Genomic DNA, 20,347 nt, shown 5'->3' with positions numbered 1-20,347 from the left:
GAATCGGGGGAACCATATGTCCATCGTCGACAAGGTCAAGGAAATGCTCGGCGGCCACGCCGACAAGGCCAAGGGAGCGGTCGACAAGGCCGGCGACATGGTCGACAAGAAGACCGGCGGGAAGTACGCCGACAAGGTCGACATGGGCCAGGACAAGGCCAGGGAGTTCATCGACGGCCCCCGGCCCGAGCCGAGGGACCCTGGCACTCCGCCTCCGTCCTGAACGGGACGCCCCACCCCTGGAGGCGACTTCACCCTACGGGTGGGCTGAGCAAGCGGAGGTGGCCTGCGGGACGGCGGCCGGGCGGCCGATGGAGGGCATGCCCAGGGTGACGCCCTTGGGGCGGCCCTGGCGGGCCTCCCACGCGTCGCCGGCGCGGGTGCGCCGGATGGACTCCGCGGGCTTGTCGGCGACCAGATGGTGCGGCGCCGCGTACGTGACCTCGACCGTGACCATGTCGCCCGGCCGTACCGGCTCGTCCGGGGCGGCGAAGTGCACCAGGCGGTTGTCGGGCGCGCGACCGGACAGACGCCGGGTGGCGCCGTCCTTGCGGCCCTCGCCCTCGGCCACGAGGACTTCGAGCGTGCGGCCGAGCTGCTTCTTGTTCTCGGCCCAGGAGATCTCCTCCTGGAGCGCGATGAGGCGTTCGTAGCGGGCCTGCACGATCTCCTTGGGAATCTGACCGTCCATGGTGGCGGCCGGAGTGCCGGGACGCTTGGAGTACTGGAACGTGAACGCCGACGAGAAGCGCGCCTCACGCACGACGTGGAGGGTCTGCTCGAAGTCGTCTTCGGTCTCGCCGGGGAAGCCCACGATGATGTCGGTGGTGATGGCCGCGTCCGGGATGGCGGCGCGCACCTTCTCGATGATGCCGAGGTAACGCTCTTGGCGGTACGAGCGGCGCATCGCCTTCAGCACGGGATCCGACCCCGATTGCAGGGGCATGTGCAGCGACGGCATCACGTTCGGCGTCTCGGCCATGGCGGCGATGACGTCGTCGGTGAAGTCCTTGGGGTGGGGCGAGGTGAAGCGCACCCGTTCGAGACTCTCGATGTCGCCGCAGGCGCGGAGGAGCCCGGCGAACGCGGACTGGCCGCCCGCGGTCATCTCGCGGACCTCTTCGGGCGCCGTGGCGAGCGACCCGAAGCCCGAGCCGTAGGCGTTGACGTTCTGGCCCAGCAGAGTGATCTCCTGGACGCCGTCCGCGACCAGGGCCTCGATCTCGGCCAGGATCTCACCGGGCCGGCGGTCCTTCTCCTTGCCGCGCAGCGACGGCACGATGCAGAACGTGCAGGTGTTGTTGCAGCCCACGGAGATCGACACCCACGCGGCGTACGGCGACTCGCGGCGCGTCGGGAGCGTCGAGGGGAAGGTCACCAGCGACTCTTCGATCTCGACCTGCGCCTCGTCCTGGACGCGCGCACGCTCCAGGAGCACCGGCAGCGAGCCGATGTTGTGCGTGCCGAAGACCACGTCGACCCAGGGGGCCCGTTTGACGATCGTGTCGCGGTCCTTCTGCGCCAGGCAGCCGCCGACCGCGATCTGCATGCCCGGGTGACCGTCCTTGACGGGCCGCAGATGGCCGAGGTTGCCGTAGAGCCGGTTGTCCGCGTTCTCCCGTACGGCACAGGTGTTGAACACGACGACATCGGGCTCGCCGCCGTCGGCGCGGACATAGCCGGCGTCCTCGAGGAGGCCGGACAGCCGCTCCGAGTCGTGGACGTTCATCTGGCACCCGTAGGTACGGATCTCGTACGTGCGGGGGCCGGTCTCGATAGGCGCACTCATGACAGTGCCCAAGCGTACGCGGCGCCACCGACTCCCCGCGCGTGATCACCGAGCGAGACGGGCCCCTGACGAGCGGCGACACGTCCACCGGACCGGGTCCTGATCACGAGTGGATCACGACCCGATCACACCCCGGACGAGCTGCCTGGTGAGGGCGCCTAAACGATCTACTCCCGGCCGGCGGCCCTATTAGCGAGTTGTAAAAATTTGCCGGCCCTCCCGGACCCCGACGACCGTGATGACGTGGGGATTCGTGATCGGATCGGTACCGCTCCGAGGGTTGTTCATTGCTAATGATGACGTAAAGTCCGGGCCCATGACGGACAGCGGAGTCGGGCCCGAGCTGAGCAAAGACGACAGCGGGCCCCAGGATGAGATCCCGGGCGGCGGCCCCCTCGTCGTGCTCGAGAACGTCAACAAACACTTCGGTGAATTGCACGTTCTCAAGGACATCAACCTCACGATCCAGCGCGGTGAGGTCGTCGTCGTGATCGGCCCGTCGGGCGGCGGCAAGTCGACCCTGTGCCGGTCGATCAACCGGCTCGAGCCCATCGACGACGGCACGATCCTCGTCGACGGGAAGAAGCTGCCCGAAGAGGGCAAGGACCTCGCCCGGCTCCGCGCGGACGTCGGCATGGTGTTCCAGTCGTTCAACCTGTTCGCGCACAAGACGATCCTGCAGAACGTCACGCTCGGGCCGATCAAGGTCCGCAAGATGGACAAGCGGGACGCCGAGAAGTACGCGATGGAGCTTCTCGAGCGGGTCGGCATCGCCAACCAGGCCGAGAAGTACCCCGCCCAGCTCTCCGGCGGCCAGCAGCAGCGCGCCGCGATCGCCCGCGCGCTGGCCATGAAGCCCAAGGTGATGCTGTTCGACGAGCCCACCTCGGCCCTTGACCCGGAAATGGTCAAGGAGGTGCTCGACGTCATGACCGGCCTGGCCCACGATGGCATGACCATGATCGTGGTCACCCACGAGATGGGCTTCGCCCGCCGGGCGGCGCAGAAGGTCGTCTTCATGGCCGACGGCCAGATCGTCGAGGAGAGCACTCCCGACGAGTTCTTCACCAACGCGCGCACCGAGCGCGCGAAGGACTTCCTTTCCAAGATCCTCACGCACTGAGCCGCTGGGGCTCCGTCAGGGAAGAAGAGGTAGAGACAGACATGCGCGTTAGTAAGTACGGGGTGGCCCTGGCGGCACTGGCCACGGGTTCGATGGTGCTGTCCGGCTGTAGCGAGAAGAAGGACTCTTCTATCGCCGACAAGGACAAGCTCGTCATCGGCGTGAAGTACGACCAGCCGTCACTCGGCCTGAAGACGGCCAACGGCGTCGAGGGCTTCGACGTCGACGTGGCCAACTACATCGCCAAGAAGATGGGCAAGAAGGTCGAGATCAAGGAGGCCAAGTCGGCCAACCGCGAGAGCTTCCTCGCCAACGGCACCGTCGACCTGGTCATCGCCACGTACTCGATCACTGCCGCCCGCAAGCCGAAGGTGACCTTCGCCGGGCCGTACATCATCACCCACCAGGACATCATGGTCCGGGCCAACGACAGCTCCATCAAGGACCTGGCGTCCCTCAAGGGCAAGAAGCTGTGCGCGGTGCAGGGTTCCAACTCCTGGAAGAACATCACCGAGGGCACCAACAAGACCAACACCAAGGTCGCCGCGGAGACCGTTCCGGCCGAGGGTTACGACGCCTGCATCACCCAGCTGAAGGGCGGCACCATCGACGCGGTGTCGACCGACGCCACGATCCTCGCCGGCTTCGTCAACCGCGAGGGCTCGAAGCTCAAGGTCGTCAACTCCCCCTTCACCGACGAGAAGTACGGCGTCGGCCTCAAGAAGGGTGACAAGAAGGGCTGCGAGGAAGTCAACAAGGCCATCACCGACATGTACAAGGACGGTTCGGCCAAGACCTTCTGGGACAAGTGGTTCGGCAAGGCGGGCCTTCCGTTCGAGACCGCCCAGCCGCCCGCCGAAGGCTGCAGCTGACCCGACGGTTCGACCAGGGTGCCGGTGAGCCCCGTGCGGTCTTTCGCATGAGCTCACCGGCCCGGGTCCACGACGTGGAGCACCATGGACTGGGACGTTCTTATTGACTTCACGCCGGTCTTCGACAATTCAGGCAAGTTTCTTCAAGCCTTCTGGTCGACGATCCGGCTTTCGCTGATGTGCGGTGTGTTGTCCCTCATCATCGGCACGATCCTCGCCGGTATGCGGGTCTCTCCCACTCCGGTGCTACGTGGGGCCGGGACGCTGTGGGTGAACATTTTCCGTAACACCCCGCTCACGCTCGTACTGACCTTCTGCAGTCTGGCGAACGCCACGCTCCACATTCGTTTCGTGAACGGGAAGCACAGCGTCGACATCCTCGGCTGGAACATCACGGTGTCGGACACGACCACCAACTTCTACTGGCTGGCGGTCCTGGGTCTCTCGTTCTACACGGCGGCGTTCGTCTGCGAGGCGCTGCGGTCGGGCATCAACACCGTCCCGCTGGGGCAGGCGGAGGCGGCCCGTGCGATCGGGCTGACCTTCACCCAGTCACTCCGCATGATCATCCTGCCGCAGGCGTTCCGCACGGTGATCGCCCCGCTGGGCAGCATCTTCATCGCCATGACGAAGAACACCACGGTGGTCGTGGTGGCCAGCTACGTCGAGGCGACCGCCCTCATGCGGCAGCTCTTCGAGGAGAACGGCGCCACGTTGCCGATCTTTCTCGCGTTCGCCCTGGGCTTCATGATCCTGACGCTGCCGATGGGCTTCTTCTTCGGCTGGCTGGCCAAGCGAATGGCGGTGGTCCGGTGACGGTCGCGACGAAGCCGGCGAAGAAGGTTCGCCCGGCCAAGAGCAAGGGTTCGTCGGTCCTGTTCGACGCGCCCGGCCCGCGCGCCAAGGTGCGCAACAACATCATCACCGTGATCGCGGTGTTGATCTTCGTGGCGATCGCCTACGTGGTCTACGCGAAGCTGGACGGGGAAGGGCAGTTCGAGGGCAAGCTCTGGAAGCCCTTCGTCGAGGCCGAGACCTGGACCGAATTCATCATCCCGGGCCTGATCGGCACGTTGAAGGCCGCCGCCATGGCGTCGGTGATGGCGCTGCTGTTCGGCGTGGTCTTCGGTCTCGGGCGGCTGTCGGACCACTGGTGGATCCGGGTCCCGTCGGGCGCGGTGGTGGAGTTCTTCCGCGCCGTCCCGCTGCTCATCCTGATCTTCTTCATCTTCCAGGGCCCGCCCACGATCGCCAACGCCCTCAACCGGGAGATCCCGGAGATCACTCCGTTCCTCGCGGTGGTCTTCGGCCTGACGCTCTACAACGGCTCGGTGCTGGCCGAGATCTTCCGGGCGGGCATCCAGTCGATCCCCAAGGGCCAGTCCGAGGCCGCCTACGCCATCGGCCTGCGCAAGAACGGCGTCATGCGGCTGATCCTGGTGCCCCAGGCCACGACCGCGATGATGCCCGCGATCGTCGCCCAGCTCGTCGTCCTGCTGAAGGACTCCGCGCTCGGCTCGATCATCGCCTACGAGGAGCTGCTGAACCGCGGCTTCAACCAGATCAAGGCGCAGTACGGCAACGTGGTCGCCTCGCTGGTGGTCGTGGCCCTGGTCTACATCGCGATCAACATGTCGCTGGGCCACCTGGCCAACTGGCTCGAACGCCGTTCCCGCCGCAGCCGCAAGAGCTCCGCCAAGACGCTCAGCGCCGGCCCCGGTGCCGGCGTCTCGGCCGCGGTCGGCATGGGCCAGGTCGGCGGCCCCGTTGACGGCACCGGCACCGGCGGGTCTTGACGCCGCCTCGTAACCCGTGAAGAGGGCGCCGCCGGATCCCCGGCGGCGCCCTTTGCGTTTCCGGGGTCAGGCCTTGAAGACGATGTTGGCGTGCGGAAGGCGGAGCCCCAAATTGTTGGCGGTCGTCGCAGCGCGGAAGGTCTGCTTCCCGCGTGGATTGTTCCTCCACTTCTGCAAGTAACAGAAACCCTCGGTCTTAAATACCTGGAGGTTGCAGAATCTGGACTTCCCCCCTCCTGGGACCGTCCCCAGATTCATGGCGATCGCGGCCGACGGCCTCTTGCAGAAGACCGCCCCGCTGAACAAGATCCGCGATCCCTTGGTGGTCGCGTCGACGTAGGTGCGGCACCAGTTGACGCGGTTCAGCTTCCTCCAAGGCCCCCACTTCTGCCAGCTGCGTTCCTTGGCGACACTGGCGGACGTGACGGACGCCTTGGCTGTGGAAACTGCGAACTGTGCTGCCGAAGACGCCGGGGTCGTCGCCGTTGTGCGCTCGGTCCGAGGAGCGGTCTCGGCGATCGCCGAGTGAGCCGGGGCGACGACTGTTCCGGCCAGGATCAGCCCGGTTCCAAGCGAAACCAGCCGGGCATTCGACGTTCTCTTGCGTCCCATCCGTGGTCCTTTCCATCAGGATGGGATCAGCACAACAGGAGCCCGTCTCAGCGGCGTCGTCGTGGCGCCTTCGCCGCGTCTCCTGGGCGTCTCAGGCGCAGATGAATGGATCGCCGGTCAGCACGGAGTCGTCTGCGCCTCTGCGGGAATCCGGGGAGGGGCCGCATGGTTTGCGTGGGTGTGACTTGGGACGTGGATGTGGTGGTGGTCGGGGCCGGGCAGGCGGGGCTGTCGGCCGGGTATTTCCTGCGGCGGGCGGGGATGGACTTCGTGATGCTGGATCACGCGCCGCGGGCTGGTGGGGCCTGGCAGTTCCGGTGGCCGACTTTGACGTTGGGGGCCGCGCACAACATCCATGACCTGCCGGGGATGCCGCTGGAGTCGCGTGATCCGGAGCGGCCCGCTTCGGAGGTCGTTTCGGAGTACTTCGAGCGGTATGAGCGGGAGTTCGAGCTGGGCGTGCGTCGGCCCGTTGATGTGGCCGCTGTCCGGGACGTGGGCGGGCGGTTGCGTGTGGAGAGCTCTGAGGGCGTCTATACGGCGCGGGCGCTGATTAACGCCACGGGGACGTGGGATCGGCCGTTCTGGCCGTTCAAGCGGGGCATGGAGAGCTTCCGGGGGCGGCACCTGCACACGGCCGGCTATCGGGGGCCGGAGGAGCTCGCCGGGTTGCGGGTGCTGGTCGTCGGTGGGGGCGCGTCGGGCACGCAGGCGTTGATGGAGATCGCTCCGCTGGCGGCGGAGACCACCTGGGTGACGCGGCGAGAGCCCGTGTGGGTGGACGGACCGTTCGACGGGCACGCGGCGGTGGCGCGGGTCGAGGAGCGGGTCCGGCAGGGGTTGCCGCCCGGGAGCGTCGTGAGCGCCACTGGGCTTCTGCTTACCGAGGAGGTGCGGGCCGCTCGGGAGAGCGGCGTTCTGGAGCGCAGGCCCATGTTCGAGCGGGTGATCGCCGAGGGTGTCGAGTGGGCCGACGGGAGCAGGCTGGAGGTGGATGTGATCTTGTGGGCGACCGGGTTCCGGGCGGCTCTGGATCATCTGGCGCCGCTGCGGCTGCGGGGGCCCGGCGGGGGCATCCGGATGGACGGGACGCGGGTGGCGGATGATCCCAGAATCCACCTTTTGGGCTACGGGCCGTCCGCCAGCACCATCGGGGCGAACCGGGCGGGACGGATCGCCGTGCGCGAGATCGGGTCGCTGCTGCGGGCGGTGGACCGGGCGCCGGTCGCGCAGGCCCTCGGTGCCTGAAGACCGCCCCGGTGAGCGGCATGTATCTTTCCGAATTCAAGTGCCCGTTCATCGCCCAACCGATCCCCGTATGCGGGACGATTCGCATATGACCGCTCGTGTGACCCTTCCCTACGGCTCCTGGCCCTCCCCCATCTCCGCCGCCGATGTCGCCCGTGCCCGGCTTCGGCTGAGTTTTCCCACCGTTCACAACAGCGACGTGTGGTGGCAGGAGACGCGACCTGAGGAGGGCGGGCGGACCACGGTCATCCATCTCCAGGGCGGTCACCGCACCGAGCTCCTGCAGGCCCCGTGGGACGCGCGGACGCGCGTCCACGAGTACGGCGGGCGGTCATACCTGCCGGTCCGCACCGGCGAGGGCCATGCGATCGTGTTCTCCAACTACGAGGACCAGCGGCTGCACCGGCTCGACCCCGGTGATCCCAAACCGCGCCCGCTGACGCCGGAGCCGGCGCTGCCCGGCGGCCTGCGGTACGCGGACTATGTCCTGTCGCCGGACGCGACCGAGGTCTGGTGCGTCTGCGAGGGGCACACCCCGGACGGGATCCGCCGGGCGATCGTCGCCGTGCCGCTCGACGGGAGCGGCGCCGAGGACGCGAGCGTCATCCGTGAGCTGGTCAGCGGCGCGCACTTCTACGCGAGCCCCGCGCCGTCGCCGTCCGGCGGCCACCTCGCCTGGGTGCAGTGGAGCCACCCGCGCATGCCCTGGGACGGCACCGAGATCCGCGTCGCCGCGCTCGAGGACGGCAAGGCCGTCGCGCCCCGCACGGTCAAGGGCGGCCTCACCGAGTCGGCGGTCGCGCCGCTGTGGCGGGACGACAGCAGCCTGTACGTGATCTCCGACTGGCCCGGCTGGTGGAACATCTACCAGGTCGGGCTGTACGGCGAGTCGCCGCAGGCGCTGTACCCCGCCGAGGAGGAGTTCGCCGGGCCGCTCTGGCAGCTCGGCGGCATGCCGTACGCGCTGCTGGAGGACGGGCGGCTCGCGGTGCTGCACGGCGAGGGCGACCAGCGCCTGGGCATCTACGACCCGGAGACGCTGGAGCTCACCGACCTCGAGGTGCCCTACGACGACTGGCAGCTCGCCCTCTCGGCGCACGGCACCACGATCGTCGGCATCGCGGGCGGCGCCACCGTGCCGTCCTCGGTCGTCCGGATCGACACCACCACGGGCCGGGTCGAGGGCCTGCGGCGCGAGCTGGCCGAGGTCCCCGACATCGCCTACCTGCCGAAGCCACGGAGCGAGCAACTGGAGGGGCCTTTCGGACGGCCCGTGCACGCGCACATCTACCCGCCCTCCAACCCCGAGGCCGCGGCACCCCAGAACGAGCTTCCGCCGTACGTGGTCTTCGTGCACGGCGGGCCGACGTCTCGTTCGTCCAAGGTGCTCAGCTTGGAACGCGCGTTCTTCACCAGCCGCGGCATCGGCGTCATCGACGTCAACTACGGCGGCTCCACCGGCTATGGCCGCGCCTACCGCGAACGTCTGCGCCGCCAGTGGGGCGTCGTCGACGTAGAGGACGCCATTGCCGCCGCCCAGGCGCTCGTGGACGGCGGCATAGCCGATCCCGCGCGCCTGGCCATCCGCGGCGGAAGCGCGGGCGGCTGGACGACTCTGGCAGCCGTCACGCAGACCGGCCTCTTCAAGGCGGCCACGTCGTACTTCGGCATCAGCGATCTGCAGAGCTTCGCCGCGTCCACGCACGACTTCGAGTCGCAGTATCTCTTCGGGCTCATCGGCCCGCTGCCCGGATACGAGCGTGCGTACGAGGAGCGCTCGCCGCTCAACCACGCCGAAAAGACGGCGTGCCCCGTCCTGCTCCTTCAGGGTTTGGACGACCCCGTCGTGCCGCCAGACCAGTCCGAACGCTTCGCCGACGCTCTGGCGGCCAAGAAGACCCCCTACGCCTACCTCACGTTCGAGGGTGAATCCCACGGCTTCCGCCGTGCCGAGACCACCATCACGTGCCTGGAGTCAGAGCTCGCCTTCTACGGCCAGACCCTGGGTTTCCAGGCTAAGGGAGTGGCTCCCGTCGATCTCAACAACTGAGCTTCGCCCAAGAGAAACCGCCGTGAGCGCCGACGTGGTGACTTTCTCGTCGGCGCTCACGCTTTTGGCGGGAAGCGGTGAAGGAGGGCCCACGGAGGCGGACGGTCGCGTTCGGGCTGGACGGACGTGTCTCAGGCGTGCTTGTCGGTCCAGGAACGCAGGTTGTAGACGTCCTTGTCGAAGTACGGCGAGTACGAGATGTAGTGGACGTTGCCGCCACCCTGGTATCCGCCGATGACGCCGTTGATGGAGCCGGTCCGCGTACGAGTGTTGTAGTTCAGCAACCATGGGCTGCCGCTCGTACCGCCGTGGAAACCGGAGCAGTCCATCCGCAACTGGTAACGCGACTGCTTGCGGGTCGTGGTCACACAGTAGATCGGCCGATCGCGGCGGTCCCAGACGATGCGCGGGTAGCCGGCCACGTTGACCTTGCGCCCGACGCCCTTGTTGATCGAGAGGCTGTTGGCGCCCACGACGTTCTGGATCTTCTTACCGCTCCGCGGGTTGAGCGAGATGAAGCCGAAGTCGAGGTCGGCGTCGCCGTACTTGCTCCAGCGCTGCGGAACGACGAGCCGCTTGGCCGTCCACGTCCCGTACGGCCGCTTGCCCTTGTCGTACTTCGGCACGAACGCGATCTTGGTCGCGTACCTGCCGCCCTTGCCGCCATGGAGGCAGTGCGCGGCCGTGATCAGCAGCTTCTTCGAGTAGCTGTTGACGACGCTCGCGGTGCAGTAGTGGTCGCCCTGCCCGTTGTTGAAGAACAACGCGCCGATCGACGGGACTCCCCCGAACGCCTTCGACCTGGCGGCCAGCACGGTCGCCTGCCCGCTCGCCCCGTCCTTCTGCGCCACCGGCGTGGCCTTCGCCAGCCGCTGCGCGGTCCAGTACTGCTCCGCCGCGCCCGCGTCCGTCGCGCTGATCTCAACGCTCGAGACGGTCCCGACGGTGCGGGTCGCGGGATCGTGCCGCGCGTACGCCACCGCCCCGGCCCCGGCCGCGACGACCCCCGTGGACGCGACGACCGCAGCCGTCACCCGCTTCCGACCCTTCAGCATTTGTCAGAAACTACCGACTCTTCCGCCCCGCCACAACGCGAACGATCAACCTGCCCCCGAGTTCAACGCCACCACCGCCGCCCCTGCCCCTCCGCATCGCCCCCAACTTCTCAGCACCCTGGCCCCAGCGGCCCAGCGGCTCACTCCGGCCACACAATCCCCCTGCCGCCGCTCAGCAGCGCGTCGCCGCTCAGTGGCGCGTGACCGCCGCCCAGAGATGTGGCCGCTGCCAGTGGCGTGGCTGACGCTCAGTGAAAACATGCCCGGCGCTCGGTGGCGTCGCCGACTCTCAGCGGCACAGCTGGCGCTCAGTGGTGCGTGATTGCCCCTCAGCGATGCTTGGCCATCGCTCAGCGGTGCCTCACTGCCGCTCGGCGGCTTGGCCGCCGGTCAGTGGTGCGTGGCTGTTGCTCGGTGGTGCCTCGCTGGCGGTCGGTGGTGTGTGGTTGGTGTTCAGCGGGCAGGAGGGACCCGGCTGGGGGGTGAGGCGGGCTTGGGGCGGCGGGTCAGCGGGCGAACTCTATGGCGCGGGACTCGCGGACGACGGTGACGCGGATCTGACCCGGGTAGGTGAGCTCGTCCTCGACCTGCTTGGCGATGTCGCGGGCGATCACCTGGGCCTGGATGTCGTCGACGGCGTCGGGCTTGACCATGACGCGAATCTCACGGCCGGCCTGCATGGCGAAGACCTTCTCCACGCCCTCGTGCTTGTCGCGGGCGATCTCCTCGAGCCGTTCCAGGCGCTTGACGTAGGCCTCCAGCGACTCGCGGCGGGCGCCGGGACGGCTGCCGCTGATCGCGTCGGCGGCCTGGGTGAGGACGGCCTCGACGGTACGGACCTCGACCTCGTTGTGGTGGGCCTCGATGGCGTGCACCACGTCCTCGTGCTCCCCGTACCGGCGGGCGATCTCGGCGCCGATGAGCGCGTGGCTGCCCTCGACCTCGTGCGTGAGCGCCTTGCCGATGTCGTGCAGCAGGGTGCAGCGCTTGGCCTGCTCGACCGGCAGGCGCAGCTCGGCGGCCATGATCCCGGCGATGTGCGCCGACTCGATCAGGTGCTTGAGCACGTTCTGCCCGTACGACGTCCGGTAGCGCAGCTGGCCGAGCAGGGCGATGAGCTCGGGGTGCATGTCGGCGATGCTCAGCTCGACCAGGGCGTCCTCGCCGGCCCGCACGCACAGCTGCTCGACGTCGCTCTTGCTCCGCTCGTAGATCTCCTCGATCCGCTGCGGGTGGATGCGGCCGTCCAGGACGAGCTTTTCCAGCGTCAGCCGCCCGACCTCGCGCCGCACCGGGTCGAAGCAGCTCAGCAGCACCGCCTCGGGCGTGTCGTCGATGATCAGGTTGACGCCGGTCGTCGTCTCGAACGCGCGGATGTTGCGGCCCTCGCGGCCGATGATCCGGCCCTTCATCTCGTCGCCGGGCAGATGCAGCACCGAGACGACCGACTCGGCCGTCTGCTCGCTGGCGACGCGCTGGATGGCCAGGGTCACGATCTTGCGCGCCCGCTTCTCCCCCTCGGACCGGGCCGCGTTCTCGATCTCCCGGGTGATCGGGATGGCCTCGCGCTTGGCCTGGTTCTCGATGGCGCCGACGAGCTCGGTCCTGGCCTGTTCGGCCGTCAGCCCGGCCACCTGTTCGAGGGCGTGGCGGCGTTCCTCCTCCGCCTTGCCGAGTTCCTCCTTGCGGGCTTCCAGCGCCCGCTTGCCCTCGGCGAGCTTGGTCCCCCACTCCTCGAGACGGCGCACTTCGCCGTCCAGGCGCTGCTCACGTTCGGCCAGCCGGGTCTCGCGGCGTTCGAGATCCTCGCGCAGCGAACGGATGTCCTCGCGGAGCGCGCGGGCCTCCTCGTCCAGCTCGGCGCGCTGGGTCTGGACGAGCTGGTGGGCCTGCGTCTCGGCCTTGCCGAGGATCTCCTCGGCGTCGGTCTTGGCGGCGGCGCGGATCTCGTCCGCCTCCTGCCGCACCTGGGACAGCTCGTCCTCGATCGCCTTCCCGGACGGGCGGCGCAGGACCAGGATGACGAGAGCGACCAGGGTCACCAGCAGTGCGGCACCCAGCAGGACGCTCTCCATGGGGCTGTCCCCTTCCTCGCCCGTGGGCCCCATCGGGAATGGGGCCCTGGTGTGCGAGGATCACCCGCGTCACAGCCGATATGGGGACACGACACCGCCCGGGCGCCCTGTCACCGGGACCCGAGAAAGTCGGACGTCGTGATCCTCTATACCTCTCAACTGCTCGAACGTGCTCAGTTGTATGGCAATCCGCTGCGCGCGGAGTAACTCCTCACTGCCGCAACGGTAAGCGGCACGGAGGTAATGAGCAAGCAAACCATGGGCATTCCGGACTAACCGAACGCGGCCGTGACGAGTTGCTTACCGTCCTCCGACCCGCCCGGACGAGGCGTTCACCTGGCGCATCGCTCTCCACTCCCGAGTAAGACCCAGTCAGATCCCGGTCAGGATCTGCGTCATTCTCCCCGGCGTGTCGAACCTGCGGGCCCGCCGCCGCCGAGGAAAGCGGGCCCATCGCCTTTCAGGCGTCCCACACCCCCGATCCGGCCGTCTCCCGGACGAAGTCGGTGAAGTCACGGGGCTCGCGTCCCAGCGCCCGCCTGATCCCATCGGTCTGATAGGCGTTGCGCCCGTCCAGCACGGTCGTGAACAGGTGCATCAGGAACTCCAGCACATCATCGGGAACGCCCTGCTCCCTGGCGCCGGCGGCATAGTCCTCCGCGCTGATCTGGACGTAGGAGATCTCCCGCCCCGTCGCCTGAGCGATCTCCTGCACCGCCTGGGCGAACGTGAGCAGCCGCGGCCCGGTGACCTCGTACAACTCGCCCACATGTCCGTCCTCGGCAAGGGCCGCGACCGCCACGTCGGCGATGTCGTCGACGTCCACGAACGGCTCGCGCACATCACCGACCGGCAGCACGACCTCGCCCGCCAGCAGCGGCTCGATCATGAAGCTCTCGCTGAAGTTCTGGAAGAACCACGACGCCCGCACGATCGTCCACTCCAGTCCGGACTCACGGACCAGCCCCTCGCAGACTTGCGCCTCCTCCTCTCCACGCCCCGACAGCAACACCAGCCGCCGCACCCCGGCGGCGTCCGCCGCCTCGATGAACGCCTTGATGTCGTCCGACGCCCCGGGCACCGCCAGGTCCGGCGCGTAGCTGACGTAGACCGAGCAGACGCCCTCCAGCACCGCCGCCCAGCCATCCCGGTCCTGCCAGGAGAACGCCGGGCTGGCCGACCGCGACCCGACTCGCACCGGAACGCCCCGGGCCACGAGCCGCTCGGCCACCCGCCGCCCGGACTTCCCCGTCCCGCCCAGCACCAGGGTCAGGCCATTCTGAATGTTCGCGTTGTTCGTCATGCCCTCGAGTCAACCGGCCTCCAACCTGCCCCAACATGGCTGAGAGACTCGCCCCCATACGCGAGCGTCCAGAGCACGACCCGCCTGCACAGGCGAGAGCCCAGTGCCCACTCGCCGAGGCCAGAGGACGAAGGTCGGAGCCAATCCCAGCAGGCCGAGATCACGCCGCCCAGAAGGTCCGGGCCAGGCCCAGCAGTGCCGGGGCTGCATCCGGGAGATCGGAGTCAGCCTCACAAGGTCGGGCCGGGCTTTATGAGACCGGGGCAGGCCCAACGGGTCGGGGCTAGGCCCAGCGGGCCCCAGGAAGCAGGGGCTAGGCCCAGCGGGCCCCAGGAAGCAGGGGCTAGGCCCAGGAGGTCTGGGACGACCGCGGAAGAGCGGGGATGGGGCCGAGGGGCTGGTCAGTCCCAGGGGGTTGGGTCGGGGAGGTCTTCCAGCTCTAGGCCCTCTTCGTCGAGGACCTCTTTGACTACTCGGTAGGCGAGGCCGGGGGAATAGCCTTTGCGGGCGAGCATGCCCACGAGGCGGCGGGTGCGTTTGGCGGGGTCCATGCCTCGGGTCGCGGCGACCTTGCGGGCCATGAGCTCGCGGGCGGTGCGTTCTTCCTGGTCGGGGTCGAGCGTTTCCACCGCTTCCTGGACGGTCTCGTTGTCGACGCCGCGTTGACGCAGCTCGGCGGCCAGGGCGCGTTTGGCCAGGCCGCGGCCGGTGTGGCGGGACTGCACCCAGGCCTGGGCGAACGCCTCGTCGTCGATCAGGCCGACGTCGGTGAAGCGGCCGAGGACGTTGTCGGCGACGTCGTCCGGGACGTTCTTGCGGCGCAGCGCGTCGGCGAGCTGGGCGCGGGTGCGGGGCGCCATCGTGAGCATGCGGAGGCAGACGTCGCGCGCGACCGCCTCGGGGTCGGCGGGCGGGGTGTCCGCGGCGGAGCTTCCTTCGGTCGGCTCGCGCCGTCTGCGCCGCCCGCTCATGCCGGGCCCCACGGGCTGCGTCTCGGCTGCGCGGGAGCGGCGGCGCCATCGGGGAAGGACCAGGCACCGGTCTGTCGGTGCCGGAAAAGGCGCCGCCGCCCTACATACGGGATCATTCCTCAACCTTCGTCAAGAGTCACCCTGAATGGGGGATTCTCCGTCAGAACTCGCCATGCGGTGAGGTGCAGCTCAGGCGTCGCCGGGCTTCGGGGTCTTGGCGCTCTTGCGGCCGGTCGCGGCGGCGGCCACGGGCTTGGCCGCGGCGGCGGGCTTGGCGGCCTCGGTGGTCTCCGGGGCCTCCTTGTCGACCTTGGGCCCGACGCCCAGCTTCTCCTTGATCTTCTTCTCGATCTCGTTGGCGGTGTCGGGGTTGGCCTTGAGGAAGTTGCGGGCGTTCTCCTTGCCCTGGCCGAGCTGGTCGCCCTCGTAGGTGTACCAGGCACCGGACTTGCGGACGAAGCCGTGCTCGACGCCGAGGTCGATCAGGCCGCCCTCCTTGCTGATGCCCTGGCCGTAGATCAGGTCCATGTCGGCGACCTTGAAGGGCGGGCTGACCTTGTTCTTCACGACCTTGACGCGCACCCGGTTGCCGACGGCCTCGGTGCCGTCCTTGAGCGTCTCGATGCGCCGCACGTCCAGCCGGACGGAGGCGTAGAACTTCAGCGCCCGGCCGCCGGTCGTCGTCTCGGGCGAGCCGAACATGACGCCGATCTTCTCGCGAAGCTGGTTGATGAAGATCGCGGTGGTCTTGGTCTGGTTGATGGCACCGGTCATCTTGCGCAGGGCCTGGGACATCAGCCGGGCCTGGAGGCCGACGTGGCTGTCGCCCATCTCGCCCTCGATCTCCGCGCGGGGCACGAGCGCGGCGACGGAGTCGATGACGACGATGTCGACCGCGCCGGACCGGATCAGCATGTCGGTGATCTCGAGCGCCTGCTCACCGGTGTCGGGCTGGGAGACCAGCAGCGCGTCGATGTCGACCCCGAGCTTGGCGGCGTATTCGGGGTCGAGGGCGTGCTCGGCGTCGACGAACGCGGCGATGCCGCCCTGCTTCTGCGCGTTGGCGATCGCGTGCAGGGCGATCGAGGTCTTTCCGGAGCCCTCCGGGCCGTAGACCTCCACCACGCGCCCGCGCGGCAGGCCGCCGATGCCGAGCGCGATGTCGAGGGAGATGGACCCGGTGGGGATCACCTCGATCGGCACCCGGGTCTCCTCACCCATCCGCATGACCGAGCCCTTGCCGAACTGCCGCTCGATCTGGGCCAGTGCGGTCTCGAGAGCCTTCTCCCGGTCGTTCGCTGCCATGGTTGTGCCCCTTGTCGTGTCTGTCGTCGCCGGCCTGCCGGCTCTCGCCCGGCCCGCGGCCCTCACGGACCGTTGCTTGAGATGTCGTGGGCGACGTTACGGGGACCCACCGACAGTTTCGAGTCTCGGGGCGGACCTGTGGATAACGTCGCGTGCGTCGAACAGCTTACCGAACACTCGTTCGATCATGGTGTCGCGATCCGAATTGGGCGAGAATCTCCGGTGCACACGGGGGCCTGAAGCCCGTACGCTGGCGCCGTCCACGGAGGGTTGCACCATGACGCTGACCGTTCTCTTCTGCGTCGATCCGCTCCACCCCCGGCGCGTTGATCCCCATTTCTCCCGCGAGGCCGCCGCCGTACGGGACCACTATGGCGAGATCGCCCTGCTCGATCACGATGCGTTGCAGCAGGGTCACATGGACGCGGCGATCCGCGGCGTCCCCAACGATCTGGGCCCGGTCTGGTACCGCGGCTGGATGGTGACGAGCGAGGAGTACGCCACGCTGGCGGCGGCCCTCAAGAAACGTGGCACCATCCTGCTCACGCATCCGGATGACTATCAACGCGCGCACGAGCTTCCCGGATGGCACGACACGTTCGCCGGGCTCACTCCGCCGAGCGTATGGCGTCCCCTCACCCCTCTCGAAGACCCAGGCGATCTGAGCGAGCTCGTACGAGTCCTTCCGGCTGGGCCCGCCGTGGTCAAGGACTACGTGAAGTCACGCAAGCACGAATGGGACGAGGCCTGTTTCGTCCCGGACGTTCACAATCTCTCGCAGCTCCGCACGATCGTGTCGAAGATGGTCGCGCTCCAGGACCAGTTCCTGGCCGGCGGCCTCGTCATCAGGGAGTACGAGGAGTACGACGGCGGCGAGGCCCGCGTGTGGTGGGTGGACGGCGAGCCCGCCCTGATCGGCCCGCACCCGGACAGCCCCGAGGTGGAGCCCGAGCCGGACGTCGACGCCGTGGCCCCGGCCGTGCGGGCCTTGGGCTGCCGCTTCATCACCACGGATCTGGCGCGCCGTTCCGATGGTGAGTGGCGCGTGGTGGAGGTGGGCGACGGCCAGGTGAGCGACCTCCCCTCCACAGTCGACCCCATGGACCTCTACGCCCATCTCCCGGTCCCCGACTGATCTCCCTCGCACGGCCGGTCCTTGTGACGGAACCGGAACGCACGAAACTTCCGTCTCACTTCGCATCACCCCTAGGCTTTGGTCACTGGAATGCCGGATCGCTTGCAGATGCGAGGTCCGCTCCATCCGTCCGGAACCTCCGGGGTGCCTGCAGTCTCTTTCGAAGGGCGTGTTTCCCCTTGCCTCCACAGGAGTCCCGGCGCCGGCTCAGCTCCCGCGCGGTGAAGATCGGGATGGTGAGCGCGCTGTCCCTTTCGGTGGTGTCGTGCTCGTCCGATGACGATGGCGACGCGGTCACCGCTTACTGCGTCACGCAGGACGACGACCTCTCCACCGGGGCTCCGGCGCCGTTCCCGACCGAGGGCCCCGACGGCTTCAAGGTGGTCGACGACGACAACTGCGACGACCCGGATTCCAGTTCCAGCACTACCAGGAGTTCTCACTCCAGTTACTTCTGGTACTACGGCGGTGTCCGTACGCAGAGCGGGCGAGTTCGCGCCGGCAGCATGTCAATGCCGAGCGGCACGAACATCACCTCTGCGGAAGGAAAGACGATCCGCAGCGGTTTCGGAGGCTCGTCCAGTCACGGCAGTTCCGGCGGCTGAACGAAGATGCGTCGCGAACGTTCGACACCGCGTGCCGACTGGGCCCAGAAGGTGGAGTCGCAGGGACTGGCCTTCCATCGGACCGCGCACCCGGAACATCTGCCGCGCCCCTACTGGGACGAGTCGGTGCACTACGTCTTCGAAATGGACGAGGTACTGGCCCTAGAGGAGGTCGTGGAAGAGCTTCACAGAATGTGCCTCCAAGCCGTGGAGCATGTCGTCACCACTGGCCGCTACAACGTCCTCGGCATACCCGACTGGGTGGCGCCCCTAATCGAGAAGTCATGGCGCCGCAGCGATCCTCATCTGTACGGACGGTTCGACCTGCGGTACGACGGCACCGGCCCGGCCAAGCTGCTGGAGTACAACGCCGACACCCCGACCGCGCTGGTCGAGAGCTCGATCGTCCAGTGGTACTGGCTGCGGGACGTCTATCCGGACGATGACCAGTGGAACTCCATCCATGAGCGCCTGGTGGCGCGCTGGAAGGAGATCCAGCCGGGCCTTCCGGACGGCCCGGCGCACTTCGCCTGGACCAACGCCGACGAGACCGGCGAAGAGGTCATGACGATCGCCTACATGCAGGAGACCGCGGAAGAGGCGGGTCTGCAAGGCGTCGCGATCGCCATAGAGGACGTCGGCTGGAACCCTGCGCGTGATCGGTTCGTGGACCTGGACGAGAAGGAGATCCACGCGCTCTGCAAGCTCTATCCGTGGGAATGGATCGTCGCGGAGCCCTTCGGCCGGCACATTGCGGACGCGCCTACGAGCTGGATCGAGCCCATTTGGAAGATGGTGCTCTCCAACAAGGCGTTGCTGGTGCTCCTATGGGAGCTCTTCCCCGGCCACCCGAATCTCCTGCCCACGTTCCTCAACACGCCCTCGACGCTCACCTCGTACGTGCAGAAGCCGCTCCTGGGGCGCGAGGGCGCGAGCATGCGGATCGTCACGCCTGATGGGGCGGAGACGCGCACCGAAGGCAATTACGGCGCGGAGGGGTTCGTCTTCCAGGAGTTCTGCCCGCTTCCCGATTTCGACGGGGAGCACCCTGTGCTCGGCGCGTGGGTGGTCCACGACGAGTCCGCCGGGCTCGGCATCCGCGAAACCTCGGGCCTCATCACCGACGACACCTCGTCGTTCGTCCCGCACCGCATCCCCCTCTGACCGACACGACGGACGCTAACGGACGCCGGCGAACGCTTCCCCTTAAGGAGTTCCATGATCACGGCCGCTAACGAGGACAGCCTCGTCCAGGTTCTGCTGGAGGGCAGCGGGGCACTTCTGGCGTACGCGGCGGTCGGCCTGGTGCTGTTCATCGTCGGCTTCTACATGACGGACCTGGCGACGCCCGGCCGCCTCATCACCGTCATCCGCGAGCACCGCAACCCGAACGCGACCCTGCTCGCCGCCGCCTCGACCGTCGGCGTGGGGCTCATCGTCTCGGTGTCGATCTACGCGTCCCATGGTGATCTCATGGAGGGCCTCGCGAGGACTCTGGTCTTCGGCGGTGTCGGGATCATCGCCATGACCGTCGCCACGCAGATCTTCGACCGCGTGGTCGGCATCAGCATCAAGCAGCTCGCCGATGACGCGGACGACGAACTCGAGCCCGCCGCCGTCCTCCTCGCCGTCGCCAACCTCATGATCGGCGTCGTCACCGCCGTCGCCACCTACTGACCGATGGCGGAGCTGCGTCCGCCCCTGCGCCTCGATTCGGCAGGCCAGGCCGCGCTCGCGAAACTGACCAGGCCCGGCGAGGGCAGCGTCATCGGGCGCCTCAAGCAGACTTGTTCTGACGGTGAATGGGCCCTTGAGGAGGTCCGGCACAGGGCGCACGCGTACTCCGCCATGCTCGCCGCCGGCACGGACTCTGGCGCGGCTGCTTGGGCCGAAGCACTCCGATGGTTCGGAGCGCGGATCAGCCGAGGCTCGGCGCCGCTCTATGCGCAGGACCAGTTCGAAAGGCGTTTCGGCTCAGTCGTGACGTACAAGCGCAGCACTTCCGCGAAGCTCCCGAACGTAGAGGAACGCCCTCGTATCTATCTCGATGCCGCCGACATGGCCCGGCTCACCGAAATGACGGCGGCCGGCGGGGACAGGGAACAGAGGTTGGCCCGCCTACTGGAGGCCGCTCTGGACGGGCTGACCATCCGCGCACGCTTCGTCCGCACGGCTGAGCAGTACGCTGCCGCGCTCAACGACAGCAACGATCCCGCTGCCGGTGCCTGGGCCGAGGCACTCAAATGGGTCGCCGGAGGGATCCCAGACGCCTCAGCCGCCGCCGAGGCACACCAACGGTTGTTGAGCCGGTTCCCTAGCCTCTCGGGGACTGCCGCTCCGTCCTTGGCGATGCCCCATCCCAGGCACGGCACGTGATACCGCTACGAGCCGAGCGTCGTAGGGGCGAG

At 68.1% G+C, this 20,347-nt stretch carries 19 protein-coding genes; 12 read left to right on the top strand and 7 right to left on the bottom strand.

Annotation, left to right across the window (positions count from 1 at the left end; all coding sequences use genetic code 11):
• Positions 1-16 precede the first annotated feature (16 nt).
• Positions 17-223, top strand: coding sequence for an antitoxin (locus ACGFNU_RS10710; protein WP_392592204.1), 207 nt, complete (start codon positions 17-19; stop codon positions 221-223).
• A gap of 33 nt (positions 224-256) precedes the next feature.
• On the opposite strand, the gene miaB is transcribed toward ACGFNU_RS10710, so the two are convergent.
• Complete coding sequence (gene miaB, locus ACGFNU_RS10705) at positions 257-1,789, bottom strand: tRNA (N6-isopentenyl adenosine(37)-C2)-methylthiotransferase MiaB (RefSeq protein ID WP_392592202.1); 1,533 nt, start codon at positions 1,787-1,789, stop codon at positions 257-259.
• A gap of 316 nt (positions 1,790-2,105) precedes the next feature.
• Between miaB and ACGFNU_RS10700 the strand changes: the two genes are divergently transcribed.
• The 4 genes from ACGFNU_RS10700 to ACGFNU_RS10685 all read left to right on the top strand — a co-directional run bounded on the left by ACGFNU_RS10700 (position 2,106) and on the right by ACGFNU_RS10685 (position 5,580).
• Positions 2,106-2,912 carry an amino acid ABC transporter ATP-binding protein gene (locus ACGFNU_RS10700; RefSeq protein WP_392592200.1) on the top strand — a complete coding sequence of 269 codons (807 nt, stop codon included), beginning with the start codon at positions 2,106-2,108 and terminating at the stop codon, positions 2,910-2,912.
• Between the two features lie 41 nt (positions 2,913-2,953).
• On the top strand, positions 2,954-3,784 hold the full coding sequence (locus ACGFNU_RS10695) for a glutamate ABC transporter substrate-binding protein (protein ID WP_392592198.1): 831 nt from the start codon (positions 2,954-2,956) through the stop codon (positions 3,782-3,784).
• A gap of 84 nt (positions 3,785-3,868) precedes the next feature.
• On the top strand, positions 3,869-4,600 hold the full coding sequence (locus tag ACGFNU_RS10690; RefSeq protein ID WP_392592196.1) for an amino acid ABC transporter permease: 732 nt from the start codon (positions 3,869-3,871) through the stop codon (positions 4,598-4,600).
• Positions 4,597-5,580 (top strand): amino acid ABC transporter permease, encoded by a 984-nt coding sequence (locus ACGFNU_RS10685; RefSeq protein WP_392592194.1) that lies wholly within the window; start codon positions 4,597-4,599, stop codon positions 5,578-5,580. The genes ACGFNU_RS10690 and ACGFNU_RS10685 overlap by 4 nt, the downstream gene beginning before the upstream one ends.
• Before the next feature lie 66 nt (positions 5,581-5,646).
• Here ACGFNU_RS10685 and ACGFNU_RS10680 read toward each other — a convergent pair whose 3' ends face one another.
• Entirely contained in the window at positions 5,647-6,192 is a 546-nt protein-coding gene (locus ACGFNU_RS10680; RefSeq protein WP_392592192.1) for a hypothetical protein, read from the bottom strand.
• A gap of 180 nt (positions 6,193-6,372) precedes the next feature.
• Here ACGFNU_RS10680 and ACGFNU_RS10675 point away from each other — a divergent pair, with 180 nt between their 5' ends.
• Complete coding sequence (locus ACGFNU_RS10675; protein WP_392592190.1) at positions 6,373-7,440, top strand: NAD(P)-binding domain-containing protein; 1,068 nt, start codon at positions 6,373-6,375, stop codon at positions 7,438-7,440.
• 88 nt (positions 7,441-7,528) lie between these two features.
• The gene (locus tag ACGFNU_RS10670) at positions 7,529-9,490 is read left to right on the top strand and encodes a prolyl oligopeptidase family serine peptidase (RefSeq protein WP_392592188.1); all 1,962 of its coding nucleotides are present in this window, start codon (positions 7,529-7,531) and stop codon (positions 9,488-9,490) included.
• Between the two features lie 131 nt (positions 9,491-9,621).
• Here the strand turns inward: ACGFNU_RS10670 and ACGFNU_RS10665 are convergent, their stop codons facing one another.
• The 5 genes from ACGFNU_RS10665 to recA form a co-directional block, all read right to left on the bottom strand.
• Entirely contained in the window at positions 9,622-10,545 is a 924-nt protein-coding gene (locus ACGFNU_RS10665; protein ID WP_392592186.1) for a trypsin-like serine peptidase, read from the bottom strand.
• A 506-nt stretch (positions 10,546-11,051) separates the two neighbouring features.
• Positions 11,052-12,620 (bottom strand): ribonuclease Y, encoded by a 1,569-nt coding sequence (rny, locus tag ACGFNU_RS10660; RefSeq protein WP_392592184.1) that lies wholly within the window; start codon positions 12,618-12,620, stop codon positions 11,052-11,054.
• A gap of 460 nt (positions 12,621-13,080) precedes the next feature.
• Positions 13,081-13,923: an NAD(P)H-binding protein gene (locus ACGFNU_RS10655; protein WP_392592182.1), complete on the bottom strand. Its 843-nt coding sequence runs from the start codon at positions 13,921-13,923 to the stop codon at positions 13,081-13,083.
• A 401-nt stretch (positions 13,924-14,324) separates the two neighbouring features.
• Positions 14,325-14,894 carry a recombination regulator RecX gene (recX, locus tag ACGFNU_RS10650; RefSeq protein ID WP_392592180.1) on the bottom strand — a complete coding sequence of 190 codons (570 nt, stop codon included), beginning with the start codon at positions 14,892-14,894 and terminating at the stop codon, positions 14,325-14,327.
• A gap of 189 nt (positions 14,895-15,083) precedes the next feature.
• Positions 15,084-16,199: a recombinase RecA gene (gene recA / locus ACGFNU_RS10645; protein WP_392592178.1), complete on the bottom strand. Its 1,116-nt coding sequence runs from the start codon at positions 16,197-16,199 to the stop codon at positions 15,084-15,086.
• 277 nt (positions 16,200-16,476) lie between these two features.
• Here recA and ACGFNU_RS10640 point away from each other — a divergent pair, with 277 nt between their 5' ends.
• The 5 genes from ACGFNU_RS10640 to ACGFNU_RS10620 all read left to right on the top strand — a co-directional run bounded on the left by ACGFNU_RS10640 (position 16,477) and on the right by ACGFNU_RS10620 (position 20,315).
• Positions 16,477-17,334, top strand: a complete 858-nt coding sequence (locus tag ACGFNU_RS10640) for an ATP-grasp domain-containing protein (RefSeq protein ID WP_392592176.1) — start codon at positions 16,477-16,479, stop codon at positions 17,332-17,334.
• Between the two features lie 221 nt (positions 17,335-17,555).
• Positions 17,556-17,939 carry a hypothetical protein gene (locus ACGFNU_RS10635; protein ID WP_392592174.1) on the top strand — a complete coding sequence of 128 codons (384 nt, stop codon included), beginning with the start codon at positions 17,556-17,558 and terminating at the stop codon, positions 17,937-17,939.
• 6 nt (positions 17,940-17,945) lie between these two features.
• Positions 17,946-19,103, top strand: a complete 1,158-nt coding sequence (locus tag ACGFNU_RS10630) for a glutathionylspermidine synthase family protein (RefSeq protein ID WP_392592172.1) — start codon at positions 17,946-17,948, stop codon at positions 19,101-19,103.
• 54 nt (positions 19,104-19,157) lie between these two features.
• Positions 19,158-19,616, top strand: coding sequence for a DUF350 domain-containing protein (locus ACGFNU_RS10625; protein ID WP_392592170.1), 459 nt, complete (start codon positions 19,158-19,160; stop codon positions 19,614-19,616).
• 3 nt (positions 19,617-19,619) lie between these two features.
• Positions 19,620-20,315, top strand: a complete 696-nt coding sequence (locus ACGFNU_RS10620) for a hypothetical protein (protein ID WP_392592168.1) — start codon at positions 19,620-19,622, stop codon at positions 20,313-20,315.
• Positions 20,316-20,347 lie beyond the last annotated feature (32 nt).

Origin of the sequence: Spirillospora sp. NPDC048911 (genome assembly GCF_043198015.1) — a bacterium.
GTDB lineage: Bacteria > Actinomycetota > Actinomycetes > Streptosporangiales > Streptosporangiaceae > Spirillospora.
The sequence above is the reverse complement of the archived record's forward strand: the minus strand, read 5'-3'. Positions and strand labels throughout refer to the sequence as shown.

What these genes read in the sequence shown, in the direction of transcription:
- rny (WP_392592184.1), bottom strand. Translation starts at nt 12,620, where the DNA reads ATGGAGAGCGTCCTGCTGGGTGCCGCACTGCTGGTGACCCTGGTCGCT.
- ACGFNU_RS10695 (WP_392592198.1), top strand. Translation starts at nt 2,954, where the DNA reads ATGCGCGTTAGTAAGTACGGGGTGGCCCTGGCGGCACTGGCCACGGGT.
- ACGFNU_RS10640 (WP_392592176.1), top strand. Translation starts at nt 16,477, where the DNA reads ATGACGCTGACCGTTCTCTTCTGCGTCGATCCGCTCCACCCCCGGCGC.
- ACGFNU_RS10690 (WP_392592196.1), top strand. Translation starts at nt 3,869, where the DNA reads ATGGACTGGGACGTTCTTATTGACTTCACGCCGGTCTTCGACAATTCA.
- recA (WP_392592178.1), bottom strand. Translation starts at nt 16,199, where the DNA reads ATGGCAGCGAACGACCGGGAGAAGGCTCTCGAGACCGCACTGGCCCAG.
- ACGFNU_RS10700 (WP_392592200.1), top strand. Translation starts at nt 2,106, where the DNA reads ATGACGGACAGCGGAGTCGGGCCCGAGCTGAGCAAAGACGACAGCGGG.
- ACGFNU_RS10680 (WP_392592192.1), bottom strand. Translation starts at nt 6,192, where the DNA reads ATGGGACGCAAGAGAACGTCGAATGCCCGGCTGGTTTCGCTTGGAACC.
- ACGFNU_RS10665 (WP_392592186.1), bottom strand. Translation starts at nt 10,545, where the DNA reads ATGCTGAAGGGTCGGAAGCGGGTGACGGCTGCGGTCGTCGCGTCCACG.
- ACGFNU_RS10710 (WP_392592204.1), top strand. Translation starts at nt 17, where the DNA reads ATGTCCATCGTCGACAAGGTCAAGGAAATGCTCGGCGGCCACGCCGAC.
- ACGFNU_RS10670 (WP_392592188.1), top strand. Translation starts at nt 7,529, where the DNA reads ATGACCGCTCGTGTGACCCTTCCCTACGGCTCCTGGCCCTCCCCCATC.
- ACGFNU_RS10620 (WP_392592168.1), top strand. Translation starts at nt 19,620, where the DNA reads ATGGCGGAGCTGCGTCCGCCCCTGCGCCTCGATTCGGCAGGCCAGGCC.
- ACGFNU_RS10630 (WP_392592172.1), top strand. Translation starts at nt 17,946, where the DNA reads ATGCGTCGCGAACGTTCGACACCGCGTGCCGACTGGGCCCAGAAGGTG.
- recX (WP_392592180.1), bottom strand. Translation starts at nt 14,894, where the DNA reads ATGAGCGGGCGGCGCAGACGGCGCGAGCCGACCGAAGGAAGCTCCGCC.
- miaB (WP_392592202.1), bottom strand. Translation starts at nt 1,789, where the DNA reads ATGAGTGCGCCTATCGAGACCGGCCCCCGCACGTACGAGATCCGTACC.
- ACGFNU_RS10625 (WP_392592170.1), top strand. Translation starts at nt 19,158, where the DNA reads ATGATCACGGCCGCTAACGAGGACAGCCTCGTCCAGGTTCTGCTGGAG.
- ACGFNU_RS10655 (WP_392592182.1), bottom strand. Translation starts at nt 13,923, where the DNA reads ATGACGAACAACGCGAACATTCAGAATGGCCTGACCCTGGTGCTGGGC.